General features: G+C 69.8%; 24 protein-coding genes and 1 pseudogene. 16 read left to right on the top strand and 9 right to left on the bottom strand.

Annotated features, from left to right (window positions below; genetic code table 11):
- Positions 1-156: 156 nt before the first annotated feature.
- Entirely contained in the window at positions 157-1,275 is a 1,119-nt protein-coding gene (locus NON22_RS06120) for a hypothetical protein (protein WP_257386047.1), read from the bottom strand.
- A 275-nt stretch (positions 1,276-1,550) separates the two neighbouring features.
- Here NON22_RS06120 and NON22_RS06125 point away from each other — a divergent pair, with 275 nt between their 5' ends.
- Positions 1,551-2,657, top strand: coding sequence for a right-handed parallel beta-helix repeat-containing protein (locus tag NON22_RS06125; protein ID WP_257386048.1), 1,107 nt, complete (start codon positions 1,551-1,553; stop codon positions 2,655-2,657).
- A gap of 115 nt (positions 2,658-2,772) precedes the next feature.
- Here the strand turns inward: NON22_RS06125 and NON22_RS06130 are convergent, their stop codons facing one another.
- A complete protein-coding gene (locus NON22_RS06130; protein ID WP_257386049.1) occupies positions 2,773-3,675 on the bottom strand; it encodes a LysR family transcriptional regulator ArgP in 903 nt (300 codons plus the stop codon).
- Between the two features lie 104 nt (positions 3,676-3,779).
- Here NON22_RS06130 and NON22_RS06135 point away from each other — a divergent pair, with 104 nt between their 5' ends.
- On the top strand, positions 3,780-4,397 hold the full coding sequence (locus NON22_RS06135) for a LysE/ArgO family amino acid transporter (protein ID WP_257386050.1): 618 nt from the start codon (positions 3,780-3,782) through the stop codon (positions 4,395-4,397).
- A gap of 179 nt (positions 4,398-4,576) precedes the next feature.
- On the opposite strand, the gene NON22_RS06140 is transcribed toward NON22_RS06135, so the two are convergent.
- Positions 4,577-5,236, bottom strand: coding sequence for a polyamine aminopropyltransferase (locus NON22_RS06140; protein ID WP_257386051.1), 660 nt, complete (start codon positions 5,234-5,236; stop codon positions 4,577-4,579).
- Positions 5,237-5,483: 247 nt separating this feature from the next.
- Between NON22_RS06140 and NON22_RS06145 the strand changes: the two genes are divergently transcribed.
- A complete protein-coding gene (locus NON22_RS06145) occupies positions 5,484-6,461 on the top strand; it encodes an alpha/beta hydrolase family protein (protein ID WP_257386052.1) in 978 nt (325 codons plus the stop codon).
- 69 nt (positions 6,462-6,530) lie between these two features.
- On the opposite strand, the gene NON22_RS06150 is transcribed toward NON22_RS06145, so the two are convergent.
- The 3 genes from NON22_RS06150 to NON22_RS06160 form a co-directional block, all read right to left on the bottom strand.
- Positions 6,531-6,755 carry a hypothetical protein gene (locus NON22_RS06150; protein WP_257386053.1) on the bottom strand — a complete coding sequence of 75 codons (225 nt, stop codon included), beginning with the start codon at positions 6,753-6,755 and terminating at the stop codon, positions 6,531-6,533.
- Positions 6,756-6,839: 84 nt separating this feature from the next.
- Positions 6,840-7,247, bottom strand: a complete 408-nt coding sequence (locus tag NON22_RS06155) for a VOC family protein (RefSeq protein ID WP_257386054.1) — start codon at positions 7,245-7,247, stop codon at positions 6,840-6,842.
- Between the two features lie 31 nt (positions 7,248-7,278).
- The gene (locus NON22_RS06160) at positions 7,279-7,728 is read right to left on the bottom strand and encodes a helix-turn-helix transcriptional regulator (protein ID WP_257386055.1); all 450 of its coding nucleotides are present in this window, start codon (positions 7,726-7,728) and stop codon (positions 7,279-7,281) included.
- Between the two features lie 181 nt (positions 7,729-7,909).
- Between NON22_RS06160 and NON22_RS06165 the strand changes: the two genes are divergently transcribed.
- Complete coding sequence (locus tag NON22_RS06165; RefSeq protein WP_257386056.1) at positions 7,910-8,398, top strand: DUF1801 domain-containing protein; 489 nt, start codon at positions 7,910-7,912, stop codon at positions 8,396-8,398.
- 306 nt (positions 8,399-8,704) lie between these two features.
- The gene (locus NON22_RS06170) at positions 8,705-9,127 is read left to right on the top strand and encodes a DUF1801 domain-containing protein (protein ID WP_257386057.1); all 423 of its coding nucleotides are present in this window, start codon (positions 8,705-8,707) and stop codon (positions 9,125-9,127) included.
- Positions 9,128-9,323: 196 nt separating this feature from the next.
- Here the strand turns inward: NON22_RS06170 and NON22_RS06175 are convergent, their stop codons facing one another.
- Positions 9,324-13,667 (bottom strand): DEAD/DEAH box helicase, encoded by a 4,344-nt coding sequence (locus tag NON22_RS06175; RefSeq protein ID WP_257386058.1) that lies wholly within the window; start codon positions 13,665-13,667, stop codon positions 9,324-9,326.
- Between the two features lie 104 nt (positions 13,668-13,771).
- On the opposite strand from NON22_RS06175, the gene NON22_RS06180 reads away from it, so the two are divergent.
- The 9 genes from NON22_RS06180 (at position 13,772) to NON22_RS06220 (ending at position 21,379) form a co-directional block, all read left to right on the top strand.
- The gene (locus NON22_RS06180) at positions 13,772-14,437 is read left to right on the top strand and encodes a sterol desaturase family protein (protein ID WP_257386059.1); all 666 of its coding nucleotides are present in this window, start codon (positions 13,772-13,774) and stop codon (positions 14,435-14,437) included.
- A 28-nt stretch (positions 14,438-14,465) separates the two neighbouring features.
- Positions 14,466-14,906, top strand: a complete 441-nt coding sequence (locus NON22_RS06185) for an SRPBCC family protein (protein ID WP_257386060.1) — start codon at positions 14,466-14,468, stop codon at positions 14,904-14,906.
- A gap of 139 nt (positions 14,907-15,045) precedes the next feature.
- Complete coding sequence (locus tag NON22_RS06190; RefSeq protein ID WP_257386061.1) at positions 15,046-16,308, top strand: trypsin-like serine peptidase; 1,263 nt, start codon at positions 15,046-15,048, stop codon at positions 16,306-16,308.
- Between the two features lie 240 nt (positions 16,309-16,548).
- A complete protein-coding gene (locus tag NON22_RS06195) occupies positions 16,549-17,184 on the top strand; it encodes a hypothetical protein (RefSeq protein WP_257386062.1) in 636 nt (211 codons plus the stop codon).
- Between the two features lie 133 nt (positions 17,185-17,317).
- On the top strand, positions 17,318-17,656 hold the full coding sequence (locus tag NON22_RS06200; protein ID WP_257386063.1) for a hypothetical protein: 339 nt from the start codon (positions 17,318-17,320) through the stop codon (positions 17,654-17,656).
- Between the two features lie 390 nt (positions 17,657-18,046).
- On the top strand, positions 18,047-18,880 hold the full coding sequence (locus tag NON22_RS06205; RefSeq protein WP_257386064.1) for a hypothetical protein: 834 nt from the start codon (positions 18,047-18,049) through the stop codon (positions 18,878-18,880).
- Between the two features lie 202 nt (positions 18,881-19,082).
- The gene (locus NON22_RS06210; protein ID WP_257386065.1) at positions 19,083-19,670 is read left to right on the top strand and encodes a hypothetical protein; all 588 of its coding nucleotides are present in this window, start codon (positions 19,083-19,085) and stop codon (positions 19,668-19,670) included.
- A 308-nt stretch (positions 19,671-19,978) separates the two neighbouring features.
- Positions 19,979-20,485 carry a M23 family metallopeptidase gene (locus NON22_RS24885; RefSeq protein WP_257386066.1) on the top strand — a complete coding sequence of 169 codons (507 nt, stop codon included), beginning with the start codon at positions 19,979-19,981 and terminating at the stop codon, positions 20,483-20,485.
- 426 nt (positions 20,486-20,911) lie between these two features.
- Positions 20,912-21,379: a zinc-ribbon domain-containing protein gene (locus tag NON22_RS06220; protein WP_257386067.1), complete on the top strand. Its 468-nt coding sequence runs from the start codon at positions 20,912-20,914 to the stop codon at positions 21,377-21,379.
- A gap of 26 nt (positions 21,380-21,405) precedes the next feature.
- Here the strand turns inward: NON22_RS06220 and NON22_RS06225 are convergent, their stop codons facing one another.
- A complete protein-coding gene (locus NON22_RS06225) occupies positions 21,406-22,221 on the bottom strand; it encodes a type I restriction enzyme HsdR N-terminal domain-containing protein (RefSeq protein ID WP_257386068.1) in 816 nt (271 codons plus the stop codon).
- 163 nt (positions 22,222-22,384) lie between these two features.
- The gene (locus NON22_RS06230) at positions 22,385-23,143 is read right to left on the bottom strand and encodes an SDR family NAD(P)-dependent oxidoreductase (protein WP_257386069.1); all 759 of its coding nucleotides are present in this window, start codon (positions 23,141-23,143) and stop codon (positions 22,385-22,387) included.
- A gap of 127 nt (positions 23,144-23,270) precedes the next feature.
- Here NON22_RS06230 and NON22_RS06235 point away from each other — a divergent pair, with 127 nt between their 5' ends.
- Positions 23,271-24,173: a LysR family transcriptional regulator gene (locus NON22_RS06235; protein WP_257386070.1), complete on the top strand. Its 903-nt coding sequence runs from the start codon at positions 23,271-23,273 to the stop codon at positions 24,171-24,173.
- A 91-nt stretch (positions 24,174-24,264) separates the two neighbouring features.
- Positions 24,265-24,474 (top strand): annotated as a pseudogene (locus tag NON22_RS06240) (GNAT family N-acetyltransferase); the annotation flags it as partial.

Here is a 24,474-nt window from a genome sequence, read left to right on the forward strand (position 1 = left end):
CCCCCCCCCCCCCCCACCCCCCCCCCCCCCGGGGCCCCCCCCCCCCCCCCCCACAACCCTGAGGATTGATGGGTAAAACATGAATGCGACCGGCCGGGCGAGCGGCCGCGCCGACGAGCCGCCCGGCGGCGTTCTCTTCCGCGCGCGACCCGCCGCTCAGCCGAGGCTGGTCTTCAGACGCAGCCGCACGACGCGCAGGTTGCGCCGGTCGGTCTGCGGAACGTCGTCGAGTACTTCGATCGCACGGAACATCGTCGTGTTCGTGCGCAGGCGCTGCAGCAGCGGATCGACCGACTCGGAACCGATCACGTCGAGCTCGGCGATATAGCCGTCGTCGGCGTCCTTGATGCCGCGCACGCTGATCATCGGAGACCGCAGGCGATCGATCTCGTGCTGCACGCGGAACACGCTCGGATGCCAGCCGCGTGCGGTGATGCCCGGCGCGATGCCGAACAGGAACTCCATGTAGTACTGGTTGTTCGACCAGACCGGCGCCTGAGTCGTGACGTACAGCAGGCCGGCTTCGTGCAGGCGATCCTCGAAGGCCACCACGTCCTCGGCACGCGAGGCGTTGAGGCTCGCGCGCACGCGTCCGCCGCGATCTTCGAGCCCGCCGAGCCGCACGTCGCCGAGCACGCCCTGGAGCTGGCGGCGCAGGTCGGCGACGGCCGGCGAGTCCGGCGCCGGCACGTAATCCTTGGCGGGCCGCGGCTCGCGGATGCCCGGCCAGCGGATGCCGTCGATCACCGTGCGGCCGGTGCCGGGCTTGGGCACGCTGATGCGCGCCGACTCGTAGCTGTACAAGGTGTAGCGCTGGCCGCCGTGGAACTCCGCGGAGAGGCCGAGTCCCTCGCCGGAACGCGAGAGCCTGACGACCGAGCGGCCTTCGAGATGGCCGTCGTCGGTTTTGCGGGCCGACTCCACCGAATTGCGCAGCACGATCGCGCCGGCGGCGCAGTCGTACTGGGCGCCGCGCGTCAGGGTCAGGCTGGGCCGGCTCGCCATCGCGCCGCTGCGGCCGCTCTTGATCCAGAAGCTCAGCGACTGCGCGGCGTCGCCGGAGATCTTCACTTCGCTGTCGGTGAAGCCGGCCGATTGGAGCTTCAACGCCTCCAGCGCATCGCCGAGCACCGGCCCGAAGCCGTCGACGCGGTAATGCCCGGTCAGGTCGGGGCAGCCGTCGTCGGCGCGCACCGGCGGAACGGCCACGGCCATCAGCACGAACACGCTCCAGGCCAGCTTCATCCGCTCGCGGCGGCAGCGCCAACGCCTCATGTCTCGCTCCTCGGGAATCCCGTTCCGCCGGTGCGCGCAGGTTACGGGAACGCGGCCCGTTCCGGACAGGGAACCGGTGCGGCGCCCGCCGCCGGCCGTGGAGATCCGGGCGCCGTCGGGTGGCGAGCCGACGCAACGGGCTGATCGCACACGAAATAATTTCCGCGTCAGTCACTCCAAACCTTTCCGTCAGGCACACCTGCCCGCGCTTCACGAGTCTTGCCGCGTCGCGCCGGACCGCCGGCGCCGGCCTTCCTCATCACCGGAGCAAGACCATGCGTACCCGCTTTCTCCTCCCTGCCTTGCTCGCGCTCGTGTTCGCGGCGCTGCCGCTGCAGCCGGTCTGGGCCATCTCCTATTGCGTCGGCACGATTTCGGATCTCAAGGCCAAGCTGGCCGAAGCGAGCACGAATGGTTTCTCCGACGAAGTAAAGATCCGCTCGGGTTTCTACCAACCGACCGCGGCCCAGTGCGACGCGCTGGCCTGTTTCGAGGTGCACGTGACCGACGGCGAAATGCTGCGCATCAGCGGCGGCTGGGACGCGACCTGCCAGACCCAGAGCGCATATCCGCAGGACACGATCTTCGAGGGCAGCAATCTCTACCGGCTGTTCTTCGTGGAATGGCAGCACGCGAACATCGACGACAACACGCGCTCGGGTTTCCGCAACATCGAACTGCGCAACGGCCTGGCGACGTTCGGCAGCAGCGGCGGCTGTGCGTCGTTCTCGAACAACAGCGGCGACCTGACGATCGACCGGAACGTGTTCACCGGCTGCGCCGTGTACAACGGCTCCGGTGGCGGCTTCGCGGCATCCGCGCGCCAGCTGTTCGTGCGCAACAACCTCGTCGTCGACAACGTCGCGCGCTACGGCGCCGGCGTCTATCTCGACGTGACCCGCTCCACCCTGCTCGGCAGCAAGAGCAGCTACGTGTCGAACAACACGTTCGCGGACAACCTGTCGACCCTCGGCGCCGACGGCACCGGCGGCCTGCAGCTGCTGAGCTCCACGGCCTCGGTGAGCCAGGTCTACCTGACCAACAACATCATCCACGGCAACGACGCCGGGACCAACCGCGTCGATCTCGACATCGACACGGCGCGGATCTACAGCGCCAACAACCTTCAGGGCACGCAGCGCGGCACGCCCGGCCCGGGCAGCACGAACGGCGCGAACAGCGCCTTGAATCCGCGCTTCGTCGGCGGCAACAGCTACGCGCTCGCGCCCGAGTCGCCGGCGCGCAACCGCGGCCTGGACTCGCCGCCGGGCGGCGCGCTGGCCCAGGACCTGTCGGGCGGCGCGCGCGTCTTCGGCAGCCATATCGACATCGGCGCCTACGAGGCTCACGACGACGTGATCTTCGCCGCGGACTTCCAGTAGGAATCGGCGGACGACAGGATCGGACGTGCTGCAGCGGCGCCGCGCGCCCGGCGTCCGCCATCTCGATGCCGGGCGCGGCGGCCGCCGCGCCCGATCCGTTTCCTTTCTTCTGTCCTCAGCCCGCCGTGGTCAGGACGCCGGCAGCCGCCTCGCGCAGCACCTGGCCGATCTGCTGCAAGGTGCTCGAACGGATCGCGGCATGCTGCCAGTACAGCGGCACGTCGAGCCGGCGGGCCGGATCGACGATGACGATGCGTTTCTCGCGCAGCGCCGGCGCGATCAGCGACTCGGGAGCGAGGCACCAGCCGAGGCCGCGCGCGGCCGCGTCGATGAACCCCGTCGACGTCGGCAGGTAGTGCATGGGCGGAGCGAGCTTCGCCCGCGTGACCTTGCGCACGAAGCGCCACTGCAGCGCATCCTTGCGGTTGAACACGATCATCGGCGCGCGGGCCAGGGTCTCCGCCGCGATGCCGGCGGCGAAATAGCGCGCGGCGAACGCTGGCGCCGCGATCGCGCGATAGCGCATCGCGCCCAGCGCATGCACGTTGCAGCCCTGCAGCGGCGCCGCCTCTGCCGTTACAGCGCCGAGCACCGAACCGTCGCGCAGCAGGTCGAGCGTGTGGTCCTGGTCGTCGACGCGCACGTCGAACAGATAGCCGTACCGCTGATGCAACTGCGCGACGGCAGCGATGAACCAGGTCTCCAGCGAATCGTCGTTGACCGCGACCGGAATCGTCCGCGCGACGGCCGGTGTGCTGCGTTCGGGCAGGAAGTCGGCCAGCGCCTCGGCTTCCAGCGCCTGCATCGGCCGCACGCGGCGCAGCAGCTGTTCGCCGGCCGGCGTGGGCCGGCACGGCGCCTGGCGCACGACGAGCACCTGGCCGAGACGATCCTCGAGCGCCTTGATCCGCTGCGACACGGCCGACGGCGTGACTGCGAGCCGGCGCGCCGCGGCGTCGAAGCTGCCCTCCTCGAGCACGGCCGCGAACGCGGCGAGTTGCGGATGGATCAGGTCCACGGCGAAATCCCGGCATTAGCTAAGCTTCATAGCCTAAAGGAAAATTAGCTTTCCTGAAGCGGTGCCGACCGGCAGGCTGCGCCTTCCCTTCTGCGGACCACGCCATGTTTCTCGCTGCCGCTTCCGCCGGTTTCGCCGCGAGCGCCGGTCTCATCATCGCCATCGGCGCACAGAACGCGTTCGTGCTGCGCCAGGGCCTGCGACGCCGCCACGTCGGCACCGTCGTCGCGGTCTGCCTGTTCGGAGACATCGCGCTGATCCTCGGCGGCGTCGCCGGCATCGGCGCACTCGTGCAGCGATGGCCGGCGCTACTGCAGGCGCTGCGCCTGGGCGGCGCGGCGTTCCTCGGCGCCTACGGCCTGCTGGCGGCACGGCGCGCCTGGCGCGGCTCCTCGGCGCTGGCACCGACCGGCGCCGACGAAACGAGCCGGCGCCGGGCGCTGCTGACCTGCCTCGCCTTCACCTTCCTCAACCCGCACGTCTACCTCGACACCATGGTGCTGCTCGGCAGCCTGTCGACGCGCTATGCGGGCGCCGGGCGCTGGGCCTTCGCGGCGGGCGCCTGTGCCGCGAGCCTCGTCTGGTTCACGAGCCTCGGCTACGGCGCGCGCCTGCTGCTGCCGGTGTTCCGCAGCCCGCGCGCCTGGCGCGTGCTCGACACCGTCATGGCCGCGTTCATGCTCGCGCTCTGCCTGCTGTTGCTGCTGCGCCCGATCCGTTGAATCCCGCGCCGATCCGGCGTCGTGCCGACGCACCAACTGGCCCTGGCGCGAGAGCGCGGCGAAACCGCTCAGCCGATGACCACGCTGAATCGCTTCCGGGAATTGATTTCTTTTTGCGTCCGGTCCATTCGGCTGCGACCCTGTCGTCGCGCCGTAATCGAGTGGGCGCACGCGCCGCGCTAGGCGCGCGTGGCCAGCCAGATGCGATGGCGCATGCCGCGCTTGCCGAGCGCGCGCACCGGCATTTCCTCGGCCGCGAATCCGGCGTGCTTCAGCCGCTGCGTGAACGTCGGCGCCGGATACGCCGACCATACCGCCAACACGCCTTGCGGACGCAGCGACGCGTGCGCGTCGCGCAATCCGGCCGCGTCGTAGAGACGCGAATTGCCGTCACGCGTCAGCCCGTCCGGACCGTTGTCGACGTCGAGCAGGATCGCGTCCCATGCCTGGCGCGTGCGCAGGAGCGCGGCGACGTCGCCCGCGTGCACGCGTGTGCGTGCGTCGCGCAGCGGTTGGCCGGCGAAGTCGCCGAGCAGGTCGCGGTTCCATTCGATCACGCCGGGAACGAGTTCGGCGACGGCGACTTCGGCATCGTCGCGCACGTGGCGCAATGCCGCGCCGAGCGTGTAGCCGAGCCCCAGCCCACCCACGAGCACGCGTGCCTGCGCACGTGCCGCGATGCGCGCGCAGGCGAGCTCGGCCAGTGCTTCTTCCGAGCCGTGCTGGCGCGTGGACATGAGATCGGTGCCGTCGTCGAGCTTGATGACGTAGTGCTCGCCGTCGCGGAACAGGCGTAGCGCGCCGCCGCCGGGGATCGGCGCCGTGGCGAGCAGCGGCATGCGTGGCGCGTGCGGGCGAGTCGGAGGGTTGGACACGGGAGTCACGCGGACGATCGGGGGCGCGAGCGTAATCCCTCGCCTGTGGCCGCGCCAGCGACCGTACGACGCAGGGCCAAGGCACTGCCGATCCCGTTCGCAAAGCCGCCGACGGACGACCACACACTGCTTTTCCGGTCAGGGCGTCGGCGTTCCGCCATGAACCCACCCCCTTCCTGTGCGATCCTGTGAGCATCCATCGGGGGAATCCATGAACACCAAACACGTCTGCGGCCTGCTGGCCTGCCTCGCGCTGGCCGGCTGCGAACGCGACGCGCCGGCTCCGCCGCCGCCGAAGCCGGTGCCGGCCGCCGCCGCACCGGCAGCGCCGCCGTCCCGGCCCGCGACCTTGAAAGAGGCGCGGCAGAACTTCCGCAGCGCCTTGATCCGCCAGACCACGCCGCGCGAGCCGATTCCGGTCGCGCCGCCGGACGTCTTCCGCACGACTACCTACGACGCGGCTGCCGGCAAGCTCGCCGCCTTCGTGACCCCCGACCCGAACGACGGCAAGAAACATCCGGCCATCGTCTGGATCACCGGCGGCGACTGCAATTCCATCGGCGACGTCTGGACGGCGGCGCCGGCGAGCAACGACCAGACCGCCGCCGCGTATCGCGAAGCCGGCGTCGTCATGCTGTTTCCGTCGCTGCGCGGCGGCAACGAGAATCCCGGCCAGCGCGAAGGCTTTCTCGGCGAAGTCGATGACGTGATCGCCGCGGCCGATCATCTGGCGGCGCTGGACTACGTCGATCCCGACCGCATCTACCTCGGCGGGCACAGTACCGGCGGCACCCTGGTCCTGCTCGCCGCCGAATACTCGGACCGGTTCCGCGCCGTGTTCTCGTTCGGCCCCGTCGACGAAATCGCCGGCTACGGCAGCGAGCTCCTTCCGTTCGACACGCACCGGCCGCAGGAGCTCGAGCTGCGCTCGCCGGGACGCTGGCTCGGCTCGATACGCTCGCCGACCTTCGTGTTCGAAGGTCTGGATCGCGGCAACGCCGGCCCGTTCCATGCGATGAACCTGGCCTCGACGAACCCGCGGCTGAGCTTCGTCGCGGTCGACGGCGCCGACCATTTCAGCGTGCTCGCGCCGATGAATCGCCTGATCGCGCGGAAGATCCTCGCCGACGCCGGGCCGGCCGCTGCGTTCGCGTTTCCGGACAGCGAGATCCGCGACGCGCTGCGCTGATCCGGCCGGCGGAACGGCGGCATCGGGTTCCTTCGCCGAGCGAACCCGATGCCGCGCCGGCGCCCTGCTCTATTGCTGCCGGTCCGCCGATCCCGTACGCCGACGCGCCAGGTACGGCAGAGCGAACAGATACAGGCCCGTCACGACGAGCAGGGTCAGCGGCAGCAATGGCACGTACGACACCCACACCAGGGGCTTGTTCTGCGCCAGCGCAATGAACGTCGCGACGACGCTGAGCGTGAACGCGATCGACACCCAGCGATGGAACTGCCGTATCCAGGTATTCCAGTTCATGCGTCTCTCCCGTGGAAACTGCCGGCGAACGCCGCGAGTTCACGCACATCGGTGAACGGCGCGGGGTTTCTCGCGGATGCGGCGTCAGCGCTGCTGGATGCGCAGCAGGTTGCCGGACGGATCGCGCACGGCGCAGTCGCGCACGCCGTAGGGCTGGTCGGTCGGCTCCTCGACGATCTCGGCGTCGCGGGACTGCAGCCGCGCGAACACGCCGTCGAGGTCGGACGTCGCGAGCAGCAGGGTCGCGTAAGTGCCCTTGGCCATCATCTCGCCGATCGTGCGGCGCTCGTCGTCGGTGATGCCGGGGCCCGCGGCCGGCGGATGCAGCACGATCGACGTGCCCGGCTGGCCGGCCGGACCGACGGTGATCCAGCGCAGGCCGTTGTAGCCGACGTCGTTGCGCACCTCGAAGCCGAGCGTGTCGCGGTAGAACGCCAGCGCGGCGTCCGGATCGTTGTGCGGCAGGAAACTCGCGTGAATCGTGACGTTCATGACGGTCGTGCTCCCGGTGTGGACAGGGCGGTCATGCTACGTCGGTCCCGGCGGCCGGCGCTTCTCGATTCCTGACCGGTCGCGTCACCTGCCGGGCCATGCAGGACGGAATTCCGGCCGTCGCCTGCGCCGCCTCGCGCCGATAGACGCTCGGCGACACGCCGACGAGCTCGGTGAAGCGCGTGCTGAACGTGCCGAGCGAAGAACAGCCGACGGTGAAGCAGATCTCCGTGACACTGAGATCACCGCGGCGCAGCAGCGCCATCGCGCGCTCGATGCGCCGCGTCATCAGATAGGCGTAGACCGACTCGCCGTAAGCGAGCCGGAACTGGCGGCTCAGATGCCCCGCCGACATGTGCACGCCGCGCGCGAGCGCTTCCACGTCCAGCGGCTGCGCGTAACTGCGGTCGATGCGGTCCTTGACGCGTCGCAGGCGCGCGAGATCGCGCAGGTTCGGCGTGGCGGCGGATCGGGAACTCACCGAGTGATGCTGCCATCGCGGCGGGGCTGGCTCAAGCCGGCGCAGCGGAAGCGCGGCACGGAGTCAGTGCACGTGATCTGCGGAGGCTGCTTTCTCGGACCACGCCGGTTCGACTATATAGGCAGCGGCGAGTCTACGGTTCGGAGACTGCATGATGGCCGTCAAGAAATCTGCAAAGTCCATGAAATCCTCCGGCAAGGCGACGGCCAAGCGGACCGCCGCGAAAAAGCGCGGAACCGCAACATCGTCAGCGGGCGAGACTGCGGATTCGCCGCGGCTGCTATCCGGCGGCAATCCGCAGATCGCCAAGGGCTACGGCGACGCGCCGGTGCAGGCGTACATCGCCGCCATGCCGGGCTGGAAGAGCGCGGTCGGCCGGCGGCTCGACGCGTTGGTCGAACGCACGGTTCCCGGGGTGCATAAGGCGGTCAAGTGGAACTCGCCGCTGTACGGGATCGGGGGCCAGGGCTGGTTTCTCGGCGTCCATTGCTACGCGCGCTACGTCAAGTTCGCATTCTTCCGCGGCGCGGCGCTGCGGCCGCTGCCGCCGGTCGCATCGAAGACGCCGCAGGCGCGTTATTTCCACATCCGCGAGGACGACGAGATCGACGAGGCGCAGCTGGCCGACTGGATCCGCCAGGCGAGCCGGCTGCCCGGCGAACGCATGTGAACCACCGCGGGCATGACGCGGGCGGCGGAATCTCCGCCGGACCGGCCTGCCGTCGATCGGCGATTCCGCCGGCCAACCGATCAACGAGGAAAATTCATGAAGAAGACAAAAATGGACTCGACCGGCACTGCAGGCGGCGCGAGAACGACGACGCCTGCGAAGAAGGCCGCGGCCGGGGTAAAGGTCGCGGCAACGAAAACTGCTCCGGCGAAGAAAGCGGCTGCGGCAAGGGAGACCACGCCGGCGAAGAAAGCAGCCGCGGCAACGAAGGCGCCGGCCGCCCGTTCTCAGCCGAGCTCGAAAGGAATGACGAATCGCGCGAAAACGGCGAACCCGGCGGACGCGTCGCAGATGATCGACGCCAGAATCGCCGAGCTTCGCGACTGGCGCGGCGAAACGCTGGCGCGTCTGCGCGAGATCATCCGCCAGGCCGATCCGGACGTCGTCGAGGAATGGAAATGGGGCATTCCGGTCTGGTCGCACGCCGGCATCCTCTGCACCGGCGAGGTCTACAAGGCGGGGGTCAAGACGACGTTCGCGAACGGCGCCGCGCTCGAGGATCCGTCGGGCCTGTTCAATTCGAGTCTCGACGGCAACACGCGGCGCGCGATCGACTTCCGCGTCGGCGACGCGATCGATGCGAAGGCGTTCGCGGCGCTGATCCGCGCGGCCGTGGCGCTGAACACGGCGAAGACGACGGCCTCGCGCCCTGCCCGTCCGGCGAGGTGATCGACAGCGACCCGACGAAGCCGTCCTCCCGGCCTGCGCTCCAACCGGAGCGCAGGCGCAGCGTGCAACGAGGGCGGATCGGATCAGCAGCCCTGCACCGATGCGGCGCGCGGCTCGCTCACGCGGCGCCTGACCGCATCGGGCAAGGCGCGCTTTTCGCGAGGGTGCATCGGCGCGGCGCGCGCGATGCTCGCCGTCACCGCGTCGGCCGCAGCGACGCAGGGGCCGATATTCCTGCAACCGGAACCGGATCGGGCAGGCCGCGGAGTCTGCGCGTCGCGTCGTGCCGTTCGTCGGCGCTCAGGTCGTCGAGGAACACGATCTCGCCGGCCGCGAGCGTCGCGACCGGCAGGCCGTCGCGGTAGAGCACGCGGTTGCCGGGAATGCGCGCGACCTTGTCGCCGGGCAGCAGGGTGCCGAGCAGATTGGCCGGGTCGGTCGCGGCAACGGCGATCCACTGGTTGCGATGCTCCTCGCGACGCACGCGGCGCAGCGCGGCGACGGCTTCGGACAGCGCGAACTGCTCGCCGGTGATGCCGCTGATGAAACGGCCGCCGCGGATTTCGCCTCTGGCTTCGAGACGCTGGTAGATGCGCACGAGCTCGCGCCACGGCGGCAGCCAGGCCGCCTCGCGTTCGAGCAGGCGCCAGCAGACCACGCCGTAGCGGCGCAGCAGCACGCGCGCGACGTGTTCGACGTCCTCGGTGTGGACGGCCTTTTCGGGCACGCGGATCAGCGCCCAGCGGCCGGCGTCCTGGATGCCGAACAGCGCCGGCTTGCGCCGGCGATGGCGCGAGCCGGCGCCGTCGCGCTTGGAGGCCGGAACGAGCAAGGCGCGCAGGCCGGCGAAGCTGTCGCAATGAGCGCGGCCGCGCACGACGAGTTCGGCGAGCGCGTCTTCGAGTTCGGTGCGCAGCAGGCGCGTCGCGTCGGCGATTTCGTCGAAGAACGACGCGCCGTGTTCGGCCAGATACGCAGCGACGCGCTGCGCGCGCGAACTCGGTTCCGCCGCGTCGTCGGCACGTGCGGCCAGGCGCATCCACAGCGGCGCCGCGCGCCGCGGCAGCAGCAGGATCGGCGTCGCGCGCAGCGAGGCGTTGCCGCGCCCGGACGCGTCGCCGGCGCCGGGCCGCAGCCGCGTCCACAAGGTGCGGCCGGCCGTGCAGAGCTCGTCGAGCCAGCTGATGGAATAGTCGCGCACGCGCGCCGGCAGCAGATCCGCTTCCCAGGCCGCGGCCGGCGCCTCGAAGCCTTCGAGCTGACCGAGCACGCCGGCCAGCGCCTCGGCGCCGCGCAGGCGCTCGGCGTCGCCGAGACGCTGCCAGTCGAACACGAAACGCTGGAAGTCGCGCGGCGCGACCGGTTCGATCTCGCGGCGCAGCTGCTTGAGCGTGTAGCGGTGAATGCGCGCGAGCAAGTGGCGCTCGCACCATTCGTCGGCTGTGCTGCCCGGACTGAAGCGGCCCTGCATGACGTAGCCCTCGCCCTGCAGCGCGAGCAGCGCCGTCGTGACGTCGGCCGTCTCCAGGCCCAGCGAGCGCGCGAGCGCGTCGACGCGCGCCGGTCCCAGGCAGGTCAGCCGCGCGCGCAGCAGTTCGCGCAGGGCGGTTTCGCGCGACCAGTCGGCCTGCGCGTATTCCTCCGGCACGGCGACCTCGGGCGATGCGACCGCGGCCGGATACAGCGCCTGCAGCAGCGGCAGCTGCTCGGTCGCGGTCCAGAACTCTGCGGCGCCGGCCGCGACGCGCGTCGCGCGGCCGGCGGCGGCCAATGCCTGCAGCCAGTCGCTCCAGCCGGCATTCGACGCCGCCTCGGCCAGGGTGACCAGGCCCATGCCGACCAGCGCCTCGTGCATCTCGTCGGCGCCGCGCGGCTGCGGCCAGGCTTCCTCGCGCACGGCGTCGATCGCGGCCGCGTCGAGCCGGCCGAGTTCGTCGGCCGATTCGGCTTCGCGATAGAGCCGGCTCTGCACGGCCTGCGTGCGCCGCTCCTCGAGCGGCGCGTCGTCGAGGAACGCGTACGGCCGCGCGTTGAGGATCTCGGCGGCCAGCGGCGACGGCAGCGGCAGATCGCGCGCGACGACGGCGATCTCGCCGCGTTCGATGCGGCCGAGCAAGGCGAGCCAGCCGTCGGCGTCCATGGCTTCGTGCAGGCAGTCGTCGAGCGTCTGCGCGACCAGCGGATGATCCGGAATCTCGCGCTCGCCGACGATGTTCTCGAGACACGCCACCTGGTCCGGGAACACCGTGGCCAGCAGATCCTCGGACTTCATGCGCTGCAGCTGCGGCGGCACCTTGCGCCCGCCGACGAAGCGCGGCAGCGCGAGCGCGGTCGTCGCATTCCAGCGCCAGCGCACGCCGAACAGCGGCGCGTCGAGCAGCGCCTGCACGAGCACGTCGAGCGCCGTCGCCGAATGCAGGTAGTGCATGACCTCGGGCAACGGGAAGCTGTGGCTCGTCGACAGCGACAGGATGATCGCGTCCTCGGTCGCGGCTGCCTGCAGCTCGAAATTGAACTGGCGGCAGAAACGCTTGCGCAGCGCGAGGCCCCAGGCGCGGTTGAGACGGCTGCCGTACGGTGAATGGATCACGAGCTGCGTGCCGCCGGATTCGTCGAAGAAGCGCTCGAGCACGATGCGCGACTGCGTCGGCAGCTCGCCGAGCGCGGCGATCGCCTTGCCGAGGTAGTCGACGATCTGCCGCGCGGCTTCCTCGTCGAGACCGGGCTCGCGCCGCAGCTGCGCCACGGCCGCCTCGGCGCCGTGCGCGGCGATCGCGGCCGCGACGTTCTCGCGCAGGCGCGACACGCCGAACGACAGCTCGTCGCTGCGCCCGGGCGCCTCGCCGAGCCAGAACGGAATGTTCGGCGGCGCGCCCTTGGCGTCCTCCACGCGCACGCGGCCGGGTTCCACGCGCAGGATGCGATAGCTCGCATTGCCGAGCTGGAACACGTCGCCGGCCAGGCTCTCGACGGCGAAGTCCTCGTTGACTGTGCCGATGGTGTGGGAATCCGGCTCGAGGATCACGGCATAGTCGCCGGTGTCGGGAATCGTGCCGCCGGACATCAGCGCGGTCATGCGCGCGCCCTTGCGCTCGCGCAGCCGCCGGTGCACGGCGTCGCGGTGCACGTAGCCGGCGCGCGCGCCGCGGCGCGTCGTGAAGCCTTCGGCGAGCATGCGCACGACCGCGGAATAGTCCTCGCGGCGCAGCCGCGCGTACGGCGCGGCGCGGCGCACGAGCGCATAGAGCTCGTCCTCGTCCCAGTCGCGGCTCGCGGTCTCGGCCACGAGCTGCTGCGCGAGCACGTCCAGCGGCGCGACCGGTATGCGCAGCGCGTCGAGCTCGCCGCGGCGCACGCAGTCGAGCAATGCCGCGCATTCGACGAGCTCGTCGCGCGACTGCGGGAACAGGCGCGCCTTCGGCACGCCGCCGACCGCGTGGCCGGAACGGCCGGCGCGCTGCAGGAACGCCGCGATCGAGCGCGGCGTCGCGAGCTGGCAGACGAGGTTCACGTCGCCGATGTCCAGGCCGAGTTCGAGCGACGCCGTCGCGACGAGCACCTTGAGCTCGCCGCGCTTGAGGCGCTGCTCCGCGTCCAGGCGCGCCTCGCGCGCGAGGCTGCCGTGATGCGCGGCGACGACGTCCTTGCCGAGACGCTCGCCGAGATGGCGCGCCGCGCGCTCGGCCATGCGCCGCGTGTTGACGAAGACCAGGGTCGTCGCGTGCGCGCGCACGAGCGCGGCCAGACGTTCGTAGACCTGCTCCCACTGGTCGGTCGACATCACCGCACCGAGCGGCGTCGGCGGCAGCTCGAGCGCGAGATCGCGCTCCTTGCCGTAGCCGATGTCGACGATCTCGCAGGTTGGCGGCGTGATACCGTCGCCCGCACCGACCAGGAAGCGCGCGACGGCCTCGATCGGTTTCTGCGTAGCCGACAGGCCGATGCGCACCAGCGGCTGCGCGCACAGCGCCTGCAGGCGCTCCAGCGACAGCGCCAGGTGGCTGCCGCGCTTGCTCGCAGCGACCGCATGAATTTCATCGACGATGACCGTGCGCACCGTGGACAGCATCGCGCGGCCCGAGACCGAGCCCAGCAGCACGTACAGCGATTCGGGCGTGGTCACGACGATGTGCGGCGGCTTGCGGAACGCCTGCTGGCGCTCGGCCGCCGGAGTGTCGCCGGTGCGCACGGCCGTGCGGATCTCCAGTTCGGGCAGCCCGAGCCCGGCCAGTTCGGCGCGGATGCCGGCCAGCGGCGCGTCGAGATTCAGGCGGATGTCGTTGGACAGCGCCTTGAGCGGCGAGACGTAGACTACGGCCGTCTCGTCCGGCAGGCTGCCGGTTTCGAGACCGCGCCGGACCAGGTCGTCCAGCGCCGCGAGGAACGCGGTCAAGGTCTTGCCCGAGCCGGTCGGCGCGGCGACGAGGGTATTGCGCCCGGCGCGGACGGCCGGCCAGGCCAGGCGCTGGGCCTGGGTCGGCTCGGAGAACGTCCGCTCGAACCAGCGGGCGACGGCGGGATGGAAATGCGCCAGCGGCATGGAATCGGAAAAAAGCGGCGGCGACGGCGCCGGTCGGTCTATATAGTGCCGGCGGCCGGCGCCTCAAGCGAAGGCGGCCGCAAATCCGACGCCGGGAGCGCCGCATGCACCACGACACCGAAGCTTTCCGCGCGCGCTATCGCAACCGCATCAGCCGCTGGTACAGCGCCTGGCTGCACGGCGGCTTCGTGCTGATCTTCGGCGCCGCCGCGCTGGCCGTGCTGGCCGCGCGGATCGATGCGCCGCAGGCCTGGCACTGGCTGGCCGTGCCGCTGGCGCTGGTCGTGTTCAACTGGGGCGAATACACCGTGCATCGCCGCTACGGCCACCACAAGCATCGCCTCGGCGCGCTGTTCTACAAGCGCCATACCGGCGACCACCACAGTTTCTTCGTCGAGGCGCGCATGCCCTGGGAACAGGCGCGCGACTGGCGCGTGATCTTCTTTCCGGCCTGGCTGATCGTGCTGTTCTGTGCCGGACTCGTGCCGGCGTATCTGGCGCTCTCCCTCGTCGACACCAACGTCGCCGCGCTGTTCTGCGCGACCCTGCTCGCGGGCTATCTGAGCTACGAGGTGTTCCATGCCTGCGAACACCTGCCGGCGAGCCATCCGCTCGCGCGCCTGCCGTGGCTGCGGCAGATGCGCCGCCTGCACCAGCTGCACCATCGCCGCGACCTCATGCAGACGCGCAACTTCAATCTCGTGTTCCCGCTGATGGACTGGCTGCACGGCACCCTGCACTGGGAACCCGAGGACCCGCGGCTGCCCTGAGCGGCCGCGCCACCGACACGGAGCCGCCATGCCTTCGCAGACCAGCCGCATCCTGCTCGCCGCGACCACCGGGCAGGCCTACGACTACCTGACCACGCCGTCGCGCTGGCACGAATGGCATGCGGCCTCGCTCGGCACGGTGCCGGACGCGCCGGTCTCGCTCGCCGCCGGCGCGACCTTCGAGGAAAACATCCGTGCGGCCGGTTTCCGCCGCCGCCTGCGCTGGCAGGTCGTCGCCGCGCAGCGTCCGGTGCACTGGGAAGCCGTCGCGACGATGGACGACGGCAGCCGGCTGCGGCTGCGCTACGACTTCGCCGCCGACGGCGAGGGCACGACGTTCACGCGCATGCTCGACTATGCGCTGCATCCGCGCTGGCTGCGCGTCGTCGATCTGGTGTTCGGGCGTCGGCGCATACGCCGCGAAACAGCGGCGGCCCTGCAGGCGCTGCAGGCACATTTCGCACGCTGAGCGCGCGCCGGCGCGCACGCACCGGCGCCCTGACCGCCACGTTCGCCGTACTGCCGTGATCCCTGCCTCCCGCTTCTGCGTACGTGCTGAGGACAGCGCCGGAAGACCGGCGTCCATCGACACTACGGAGGAGAGAGTCATGAAATTCACTGCGATTCGTGCAGCGCTGCTGCTGATGCTGGGCATGGGTTGTACCGGCGCCGCGTTCGCGGCCGGCGGCCGCGCGGACGCCGAGACCGGCGCCGACCTGCTCGTCGACGTGACGGCCGGCCTGCCGGGCGCCAAGGGTTTCACGCAGGAAGTCTGGCGTTACGACGGCGTGGCGCGCTTCGCCTCGACCGGCGCCGAACCGGGTGCCGCGGGCAGCGATGCGGCACCGCCGGCCGGCAGCGCGAAGGCCGGCGACGACAAGACCGTCGGTACCGGCGATCAGTACTGGACCGCGGTCAATGCCTCGACCGGCGCGAAGTACCGCATCGAGATGCCGCGCGAACTCGCCCACGAACTGCACCGCCTCGCGCTGCAGTCGGGCCTGGCCTCGGGCGACGCCAAGGACGGCAACGACGAACCGGCCGCGGCCGGCGACGTCGCCGGAATGCTCAAGGGCTGGAGCGACGGCCAGGACTCGCGCACGCGGCGCTACGACAACACCGCGTTTCCGTTCCGCGCGATGGGCCAGATGGCCGGCGGCCCGACGTCGGGCTGCTCGGGCACCCTGGTCGGCCGCCGCCACGTGCTGACCGCGGCGCACTGCCTGTACGACCGCGACGGCGACTTCTGGTACACGATTGCGCAGACGCGCTTCCGTCCGGGCCGCGAAGGAACCTGCGGCAACGAAAGCTGCGAACCCTACGGCGCGCACGACGCGGTCTGGTATTTCACGCCGGAGTCCTTCCGCCTCAGCGACGACAACTGGACCGACGACTACGCGATCATGGTGCTCGGCACGGCGCCCGGCGACGAGACCGGCTGGATGGGCTACGTCATGCTGACCGAGGACGCACTGCACGACTACTGCGACGCCAATGCATTCAGCCTGGGGCAGTGCTTCAACCGCGGCTACCCGGCCTGCGGCCTCGTGAACGCGCCGAACACCTTCGAGACCTGCCGCCAGGGCTGGGCCTACCAGGATGCGACGGCCTGCCACATCGGCAGCTTCGGCGCCGCCGGCAGCGACGGCTGGAAAGCGCGCTTCACGACCAACTGCGACATGTCCGGCGGTCATTCCGGTTCGGCCGTCTACACCAACCGCTGGGCCGGTTCGAACAACGTGGTCATCGGCGTGGTCAGCACTGAATCCTGCCGCACCTGCGCCGCGAAGGACGACTTTCCGAACGGCATCCGCCGCCTGACGCCCGACGTGCTCGACGCGATCAGCTACTTCAAGTCCGCGTTCCCCTAAGCCGCGGACACGATCCGTCGGCCGCGTGAAGCCGGGCGCCCGTCGCTCGGCTTCTCTTTTTTGCGATCGCCAGAAATCCACTGCATCCGGCGCGACCGGCGATCGATGCCGCGAAAAAATTCCTCCGGCCATCGGATCGCATGATGCGCGCGGCGCCGTTACAGCGCTTGCGTAGGACGAGCAGCCGCGCCGCGGCGGCGCCATCGTCCACAAAATCACTGCGACTCCAAGGCTACGACCATGACCCAGCGCCAGATTACCCTGATCAACAATTCCACCGTGCCGACCGCGCTCGCCGTGCTGCAGAACCCGGCCGAGCACGGCAGTCTCGTCGTCGCCTGGCTGGCCAAGTACGCGTATCCGGGCACGCAGGTGCGCTTCACCTGGGACGATGCCGACTTCTGCTTCGTCTGGTCCGGCACGGGCCAGCTGTCGCCCGGCGTCGTCGTCGACGCGGCCCAGATCGTGCCGGCCGACCCGCAGCAGAACAACCGGATCACGCTGTCCTACGACGGCCAGAACCGCACGTTCCGTTTGCACGATCCGCAGGACGGCAGTCCGCCGGGCAGCCTGAGCGTCGTGCAGGACACCTCGATTCCGATGAACGCCGTCGCCACCGGCATCGGCATGGCCGGCAAGCCCAGCGTCGTCACGCAGGCGATGCCGAACATGATCTCCATGTTCACGCCGCGACCGGGCTACTACCTGGCCTTCGGCAATCTCGTGCAGGGCCAGCTGCTCGACCTGTCCACGATGGCCCAGGTCCAGCCCGTCGAATTCCCGCCGAACGTCTACGCGCTGACCGCAACCCTGGGGCCGGACAATCAGTGGACCGTGGTGTCCGACATCCTGACCACGGCCGACACCGACGCCTGAGGCCCGCGCCGCGTTCCGGCGCCGCCGCGACGGCGGCGCCGGAACGCAGATGCGCTAAGCTCGCGCCGCAAAGCCACCGGCGCGATCGGCAGCACGATCGGCCGCTCTGCCCCGTGCCAGCCAGGATCGACTCATGACCAAGCCGCTGCCGTTCCTTCTCGCGCTGCTGCTCGCGGTGCTGCTGACCGGCTGCGCCGAGCCGCTGCCGCCGGAGCGCGCGGACTACGCCGGCGTCTGGCGCAACGAGCGCACGCGGCTGTCAATCTCGCCGGACGGCCGCGTGCTGTACACCACGGGCAACGGCAACATGCACAAGAAGATCGACGCGCCGATCAAGCGTTTCGACGGCGACAGCTTCGCCGTCGGCGTCGGTCCGTTCGCGACGACCTTCGTCGTCTCGGCCGCGCCGCGGCGCGGCGACGACGGCCGCTGGCGCATGACCGTCGACGGCGCCGAGCTCGTGCGCGAATGAGGGTGCCGCTGCGGCTGCAGCAGGGGGCCGCACGGCGGATAGACACGCAAGATGCGGCGATGGCCGCACCGCGATGAAAAGAATCTGCGCATCGCCAGGAACGTAGCGAGTCTGCTGCCAAAGCCGGCAGCTTGTAGGGACTGCGGCACGATGAGAGGATTCCCGCCGAGCCGCCAGTCTTCCGACAATACACAACGCGATTCGCCGGCGTTTACTCGGACCGCGCGAACGTTTTCATGACCTCGATTCAGCCGCGATGACCTGCAGGGAATCTTCCTGAACGAGCCGGAGTCAGGCACTGATTTTTGGAGGTTGCGAGGGAAAGGCAGCAGAACGCAGGAGCCGTGCTGCGGACACATGTTCAGATTTTTCATGGGGAAAGCTTCCACGATGTCTTCCGAAGAAGGAAACTGGGCAATCAGAGTCTGGCGCTCGATAACCGGCGAATTCCGGCATCAGCCGCTGGGCGCGACCTATTACCTATTGGCAGGTCTTGCGCTGCTGCTGACCGCTGTTTCGGCGGCACGCAACATCCTTACCAGTGCTTTCCCTGCCGTCCTTCCTTACCTTCCGGGGACACCATACCTGATCACCGCCGCAGTCCTGCTGCTGGTGGTGCCGTTCGTGAAACTGCGCAAACGCGAAGCTCCGGAACCCGCTCCGAATTCCGTGCTCAATCCTGAGCTCGAAAGCCTACTGACCACCTTCGAAGTCGACGCGTGGAAGACGGGGCGCAAGGTAGTACGGCGAGACCGCATCCGCGCCATCGCACCGACAAGATATTTCACCTATAGGTTTCGTCCGACCGGCTCCGTCACGATGAAGGCACGGCTGGTGGAGCCACGCTCCGCGAAACTTACCGGCCCAGGCCCACAGCACGATTTCATCTTCTATCGGGTGGAGTTCGACGCACCGCTGGCACCGGGTCGCGTTGTCGATGTCTGCCTTGAATACGACGTGGACGACACCAGTTCGACAATGTCGCCTTTTCATTCCTTCGTCGGCGTCGGCTTCCGGAAAGTCACGGAACTTCGCAACGTCGTCCGCTTTCCGAAGGACCACGCGGCCGATGTCACATTCGAGATCACCGATTGGCGGACGGGCTCGCTGACCAACAGGCAGACAGGAAGGTTGCTGCCCGATGAAAAAGGGGAATACACTTGGCAGCCAACGGAGGTTTCCCCTGTCAATATTTATTACGTGTCCTGGAGATGGATTCAATGAGCAATGAATAGCCCCAAAAACACGATTACAGCGCATATCCTGCAGAGGCGGCATTCGACGAATGACCGCCTTTTTTTTTGCGATCGAAACCGCTTGACCTACTGTCGGTCCGAGGCCCCGCGGGAGCACTTCGCAACAGGATCGTCGCACTGACGAGGACGATGACTGCCAGCGCATCCGGCAACGACGACGCGACCAGACGATGAAAAGGAAGATTGTTTCAGCATCGATCGCCGCTACATTGGCTCTTATGAGTCATGGTGCGATCGGCACACGCGTGGTCCGCGAATCGCTGGACAGCGTCGCCGCGCGCGCGTCGCGCATCGTCGTCGCCGAAGTCCTTTCGGTCGACGTGCAGGACGACGACGCCTCGCTCGGCATCGCGATCGAGGCCGTACCCGAGCAGCTGCTGGCCGGCGAACCGACGAACGACGACGCCGCTCTGACCTGCGAATACCGCGAGAACCGCGTGCAGAAACGCGGTTCCGCCGTGCTGTCGCCGCTGGTCAGCGGCTCCGGCGAGGAATTCCACCTGCGCCACGGCGATCGCGTGATCCTGCTGATCGCGGCGCCGGCCGATGCGGCCTCGGCCAGCGTGCCGCCGGGTCATGCGCCGGCACCCGCGGCGACGGATTCCGACCAAGCCGATGCCGACGGCGAAGCCTCTGCCCATGCGGCTGCCGACACGGCGCCGTGTACCGTGCTGCGCGTGGAGCCGCTGCAGAATCGCATTGCGGTGCTGCGCGCGCTGCGCCATGCGGCGGAGGCGCGCGACAGGCAGCGGCGCTGAGCGGACGACGAGAAACCGGCTGGCGCCGCTTGGCGAACGGCGCCGGCACGCCAGCGCACGCGCTCGGGATCGGCCGCCGGCGCCTTGCGCGGAATCCTTCAGTCCGTGACCAGGGTCCGCACCGATACGACTATGATCGTCGCGGGCCGGCAGCGTTTTCCGACCTCGACCAGCCTGGGCCATCCTCCGTGCACGACGACGAACGCTCCGATCGCGACGACACCCAGGTGGCTGCGGTTTCCGCAGCGGCCGCCACTTCGGCGGATCCGACCACACCGGCCGCGCCAACCGGCAGGCGCCGGCGCCGCGTGCTCGTCGTCCTGGCGCTGCTGCTCGCCGCCGGATTCCTCGCGCCGGAGTTCGCCGTGGTTCCGGTCGAAGGCGCCGGCCCGCGCGACTGGAATCCGCGCTCGTTCTGGTTCGAGCCCTGGGGCGCGTCGGGCGTGCACAAGGGCATCGACATCTTCGCGCCGAAGGGGCGCCGCGTCATCGCGACGACCTATGGTCTCGTGCTGTTCCGCGGCGAGATCGCGCGCGGCGGCAAGATCGTCGTCGCGCTCGGTCCGAAATGGCGGCTGCACTACTACGCGCACCTGGACACCGTGCAGGCCGGCGCGCTGACGCCGCTGCTGCCGGGCACGCCGCTCGGCACGGTCGGCGACAGCGGCAACGCCGCCGGCAAACCGCCGCATCTGCACTACGCCGTGGTGTCGCTGCTGCCGCTGCCCTGGAAAGCGACCGCGCAGTCGCAGGGCTGGAAGCGCATGTTCTATCTCGATCCGGCCGAGGTCATCGCGACCGGCGGCAGTCGCTGAAAAATTCTCAGAAATTTCAACTCAACGATCGCGACCCGCGGCGATACTCCGGCCACGCCGTCGGGAGAGAGAGCTGGACCGATACGGCGGCTCCTGCGGTCCCGCGCGCTGCACAGCGCGACTCCCGGCACGCGGTGCGGCGCGGGACCATCGGCCTTCCCTACCGGTCCAGCTCTCTCTCCCGACGGCGCGGACATCGGCGTCCTGGCGACGACCTGCACAGATCTCCTTGACGGCGAACGGCGCAGAGTCCCCTCATTCGCGGCGCAGATTTTTTCCGTTCGCCGCCGTGCGCATCGTCGGTGACGTCGGTCGAGCAATTTCGGCAACACCGGTTCTTGCAGTGCATCGCTGCGCGCGCCGACCGACATCCCGGCGGCGCGTGGGTAAAGTAGCTTTCGATCCCCGCCGCGACGAGCGTCCGCGATGCACAAACCCGACGACACTTCGCCGACCGCCGCACCGGCAGGACGACGACACAAGACCGAAGCCGATTCCGCGCTGGGCCGGCGCGCGCGCCGGTGTGCCGAGATCTTCGGCCGGCGCGTGGCGGTCGACACGAGCCGGCTCGCGCGCAACCACAGCTGCGCCATGCCGGGCTTCGTCGAACGCGGCTACTACGTCGACCAGGACTTCACCTGCAAGGACTGCGGCGTCACGGGCGTCTGGACCGCGGCGCGGCAGCGCTGGTGGTACGAGGTCATGCATGGCGACCCCTGGACGACCGCGCGACGCTGCGCCCGCTGCCGCCGCCTCGAACGCGAACGCATCGCCGCGGCGCGCCGGGCCCAGGTCGAGGGCGAACGCCGCAACGCCGCGCACAAGGCCAAGGCCGATCGCTGGCAGGCGTTGAAGAACACCGCACCGACAAGACGACGCAAGCGCCTGCGCTGAGACGGCGCTGCGCCAAACGCGCCGCCTCAGTCGGCCGCGCTCTCCGGCGCCGCGGCCGCCGCACCCGCGTCGCGCGATTCGGTCCGACGGCGCGCGTCCTCGCGCAGCGCGCGAGAGGCGCTCCGCGCGATCTTGCGGCGCGCGTCCTCGGCCTTGTCGCCGTCGAGTACTTCGCGCTTGATGACCTCGTCGACGAGCACGCGGCGTATCTGCTCGCTGTCGATCTTCACGTCCGGCGAAACGCGGCGCAGCTCGCGCCGGATCACGTCGAGCACCGCGTCGGTCTGCAGCATCGCGCCGACGAAGAAGCGGCTCAGCGCCTGGCGCTGGTTGTGGTATTCGCCGAGCACCGAGCGCACCCAGCCTTCCTTGCACCAGAGGTAGAGCAGTTCGATGTCGCTGTCGGCGCGCGGATTCAGCACGCAGAAGTCGATCTCGACGACGAGCTCGTGATCGATGGGCTTGGCGAACACGACGCGGTAGACGCGCCAGTGCTGGCCATTGGTCAGCAGCACCCAGTCGGCGCCCTGATTCGCGGCGTAGTCGACGGCCTGCTTCACGTGCGCGTCCTTGAGCTCCAGGCCGATCGCCTTGACCTCGATCAGCGCCTGCAGCGCGTTGTCGATGCGCGTAGCGAGATCGCAGTAGGTGCCGCGTATCGCGTATTCGGACGTGACCTCGGTGTATTTGTCGTAGCCGAACACGTCGGCCAGCATGTCCTTGACGATGGTCACCGTGTCGGCTTCGCCGACGTCGCGCTTGCGCGCTTCGGCGAGCACCGGCTGAAAGCGCTTGATGTTGGCGACGAGCCGGTCGGCCACGCGCTTGGGTACGTTGGGCATGCGATTCTCCTGCGCCGGCCGGTTCGCGACAGCATCCGCGCGGCCCGGCGGCCGCCGCGGATACCGTCGTTACTGGCGCGAGCGCCGCCGATCTCTCAGCGCGATCGCTCGCGCGGCGACGAAGCGGCGGCGCGGCCGGCATCCGCGCGGCCGCGCCCGGGCCTCAGAGGAACATGCCGCCCGACGCCTCGATGCGCTGCGCGTTGATCCAGCCGTTGCCGGGAGCGAGCAGCGAGGCGACCACGCCGCCGATGTCGTCGGGACGGCCGACGCGGCCGAGCGCGGTCTGCGCGGCGATGAACTGGTTGAGCTGCGCATCGTCGCGCACGCTGCCGCCGCCGAAATCGGTCTCGATCGCGCCGGGCGCGAGCGTGTTCACGGCGATGCCGCGCGGGCCGAGTTCCTTGGCCAGATAGCGCGTCAGCACTTCGACCGCGCCCTTCATCGCCGCATAGGCGGCGAAGCCCGGCAGCGCGAAACGCGTGAGGCCGCTGGACACGTTGACGATGCGGCCGCCGTCGGCGAGCAGCGGCAGCAGCGCCTGGGTCAGAAAGAACACGCCCTTGAAGTGCACGTTCACGAGCGCGTCGAACTGCGCTTCGTCGGTCGCGGCGAACGACGCGTGCACGCCGACGCCGGCGTTGTTGACGAGGAAGTCGAAACGGTCGCGCTGCCAGACGTCGCGCAGCTGCGCGGCCAGGGTCGCGGCGAACGCGGCGAAGCTGCGGCTGTCGCCGACGTCCAGCGGCAGCGCGACGGCGCGGCCGCCGAGCGCCTCGACCTCGGCCACGGCGGCGGCGGCTTCGTCGGCGCGGCTGCGATAGGTCAGCACCACGTCGATGCCGGCGGCGGCGAGCTGCACGACGCTGCTGCGGCCGAGGCCGCGGCTGCCGCCGGTGACGAGAGCGATCTTGCGGGTCATGGGAATCTCCAGTGCGGTGATCAGGCGCCGGTCGGCGCGGTGGCGGCAGTCTCATTGAGACGACTTGCCGGATAAATCAGCTCCTACTGGTTAGACTGTTCGCCATTTCCGAACGATGGATCGTACCGTGGACTTTCTCCAGGCCAACCGCGTCTTCCTGCGCGTCGCCGAACTCGGCAGCTTCACCCAGGCCGCCGACCAGCTCGCACTGCCCAAGGCCAGCGTCTCGGCTGCCGTGCAGCAGCTCGAGGCGCAGCTCGGCACGCGCCTGCTGCACCGGACCACACGGCGCGTGCAGCTGACCCAGGACGGCCTGAGCTATCGCGAACGCGCGCAGGACCTTCTCGCCGACGCCGACGAACTGCAGACCCTGTTCCAGGCCGGCGAAGCAGCCTACACGGGACGCCTGCGCGTAGACATGTCGGTCGGCATCGCGCGGCACATCGTCGTGCCGCGGCTGCCCGAATTCCTCGCTGCGCATCCGCACCTCGAACTGCAGCTCAGCAGCACCGACCGCCGCGTCGATCTCGTGCGCGAAGGCTTCGACTGCGTCGTACGCGTCGGTACCCTGGCCGACTCCAGCCTCGTCGCGCGCACCCTCGGCCGGCTGCGCGTGCTGACCGTCGCGAGCCCGGCCTATCTCGCCGCGCACGGCGTGCCGGAGTCGCCGGACGAACTCGACCGGCACCGGCTGGTCGGCTACACGCCGCTGCTCGGTGCGAAACCCGAGGACTTCGAGTACCGCGCCGCCGACGGCAGCCTGCGGACGCGCGCGATGCCGTTGTCGCTCGTCGTCGACAACTCCGAGGCCTACATGGCCGCCTGCCTGGCCGGTCTCGGCCTGATCCAGGCGCCCGAGACCGGCTTGGCCGCCGCGCTAACGCGCGGCGATCTCGTCGAAGTGCTGCCCGGATTCCGCGCCGATCCGATGCCCGTATCGCTGCTCTATGCGAATCGCCGCCAACTGCCGAAACGCCTGCAGGCGTTCCTGCGCTGGCTGGAATCCGTGCTCAAACCGCATCTGGTCTGAGGGCCCGCTGCCCGGGCAATGCGGCGTGGGACGGTATTGCCCGCCGCGGAGCGGCCCGCGACACTGCCGTCCTCCACCGGAATCGTCCGCCATGTCCGACATCCGCCTGCGCCGTCTCGACGGCGCCGAAGCCGCCGCCCGGGTCGACGCCCTGGCCGCGCTGCTGATCGACTGCGTCGACGGCGGCGCATCGGTCGGCTTCCTCGCGCCGCTGCCGCGCGAGCGCGCGCTCGCGTTCTGGCAGGGCGTCGCCGGCGCGGTCGCGCGCGGCGAGCGCGTGCTGCTCGTGGCCGAGGACGAC

Source organism: Tahibacter caeni, from assembly GCF_024609805.1.
Taxonomy (GTDB): domain Bacteria; phylum Pseudomonadota; class Gammaproteobacteria; order Xanthomonadales; family Rhodanobacteraceae; genus Tahibacter; species Tahibacter caeni.

Coding starts and splice junctions, on each gene's coding strand:
- NON22_RS06120 (WP_257386047.1), bottom strand. CDS start 1,275: ATGAGGCGTTGGCGCTGCCGCCGCGAGCGGATGAAGCTGGCCTGGAGC.
- NON22_RS06125 (WP_257386048.1), top strand. CDS start 1,551: ATGCGTACCCGCTTTCTCCTCCCTGCCTTGCTCGCGCTCGTGTTCGCG.
- NON22_RS06135 (WP_257386050.1), top strand. CDS start 3,780: ATGTTTCTCGCTGCCGCTTCCGCCGGTTTCGCCGCGAGCGCCGGTCTC.
- NON22_RS06140 (WP_257386051.1), bottom strand. CDS start 5,236: ATGCCGCTGCTCGCCACGGCGCCGATCCCCGGCGGCGGCGCGCTACGC.
- NON22_RS06145 (WP_257386052.1), top strand. CDS start 5,484: ATGAACACCAAACACGTCTGCGGCCTGCTGGCCTGCCTCGCGCTGGCC.
- NON22_RS06150 (WP_257386053.1), bottom strand. CDS start 6,755: ATGAACTGGAATACCTGGATACGGCAGTTCCATCGCTGGGTGTCGATC.
- NON22_RS06155 (WP_257386054.1), bottom strand. CDS start 7,247: ATGAACGTCACGATTCACGCGAGTTTCCTGCCGCACAACGATCCGGAC.
- NON22_RS06165 (WP_257386056.1), top strand. CDS start 7,910: ATGAAATCCTCCGGCAAGGCGACGGCCAAGCGGACCGCCGCGAAAAAG.
- NON22_RS06170 (WP_257386057.1), top strand. CDS start 8,705: ATGACGAATCGCGCGAAAACGGCGAACCCGGCGGACGCGTCGCAGATG.
- NON22_RS06175 (WP_257386058.1), bottom strand. CDS start 13,667: ATGCCGCTGGCGCATTTCCATCCCGCCGTCGCCCGCTGGTTCGAGCGG.
- NON22_RS06180 (WP_257386059.1), top strand. CDS start 13,772: ATGCACCACGACACCGAAGCTTTCCGCGCGCGCTATCGCAACCGCATC.
- NON22_RS06185 (WP_257386060.1), top strand. CDS start 14,466: ATGCCTTCGCAGACCAGCCGCATCCTGCTCGCCGCGACCACCGGGCAG.
- NON22_RS06190 (WP_257386061.1), top strand. CDS start 15,046: ATGAAATTCACTGCGATTCGTGCAGCGCTGCTGCTGATGCTGGGCATG.
- NON22_RS06195 (WP_257386062.1), top strand. CDS start 16,549: ATGACCCAGCGCCAGATTACCCTGATCAACAATTCCACCGTGCCGACC.
- NON22_RS06200 (WP_257386063.1), top strand. CDS start 17,318: ATGACCAAGCCGCTGCCGTTCCTTCTCGCGCTGCTGCTCGCGGTGCTG.
- NON22_RS06205 (WP_257386064.1), top strand. CDS start 18,047: ATGTCTTCCGAAGAAGGAAACTGGGCAATCAGAGTCTGGCGCTCGATA.
- NON22_RS06210 (WP_257386065.1), top strand. CDS start 19,083: ATGAAAAGGAAGATTGTTTCAGCATCGATCGCCGCTACATTGGCTCTT.
- NON22_RS06220 (WP_257386067.1), top strand. CDS start 20,912: ATGCACAAACCCGACGACACTTCGCCGACCGCCGCACCGGCAGGACGA.
- NON22_RS06225 (WP_257386068.1), bottom strand. CDS start 22,221: ATGCCCAACGTACCCAAGCGCGTGGCCGACCGGCTCGTCGCCAACATC.
- NON22_RS06230 (WP_257386069.1), bottom strand. CDS start 23,143: ATGACCCGCAAGATCGCTCTCGTCACCGGCGGCAGCCGCGGCCTCGGC.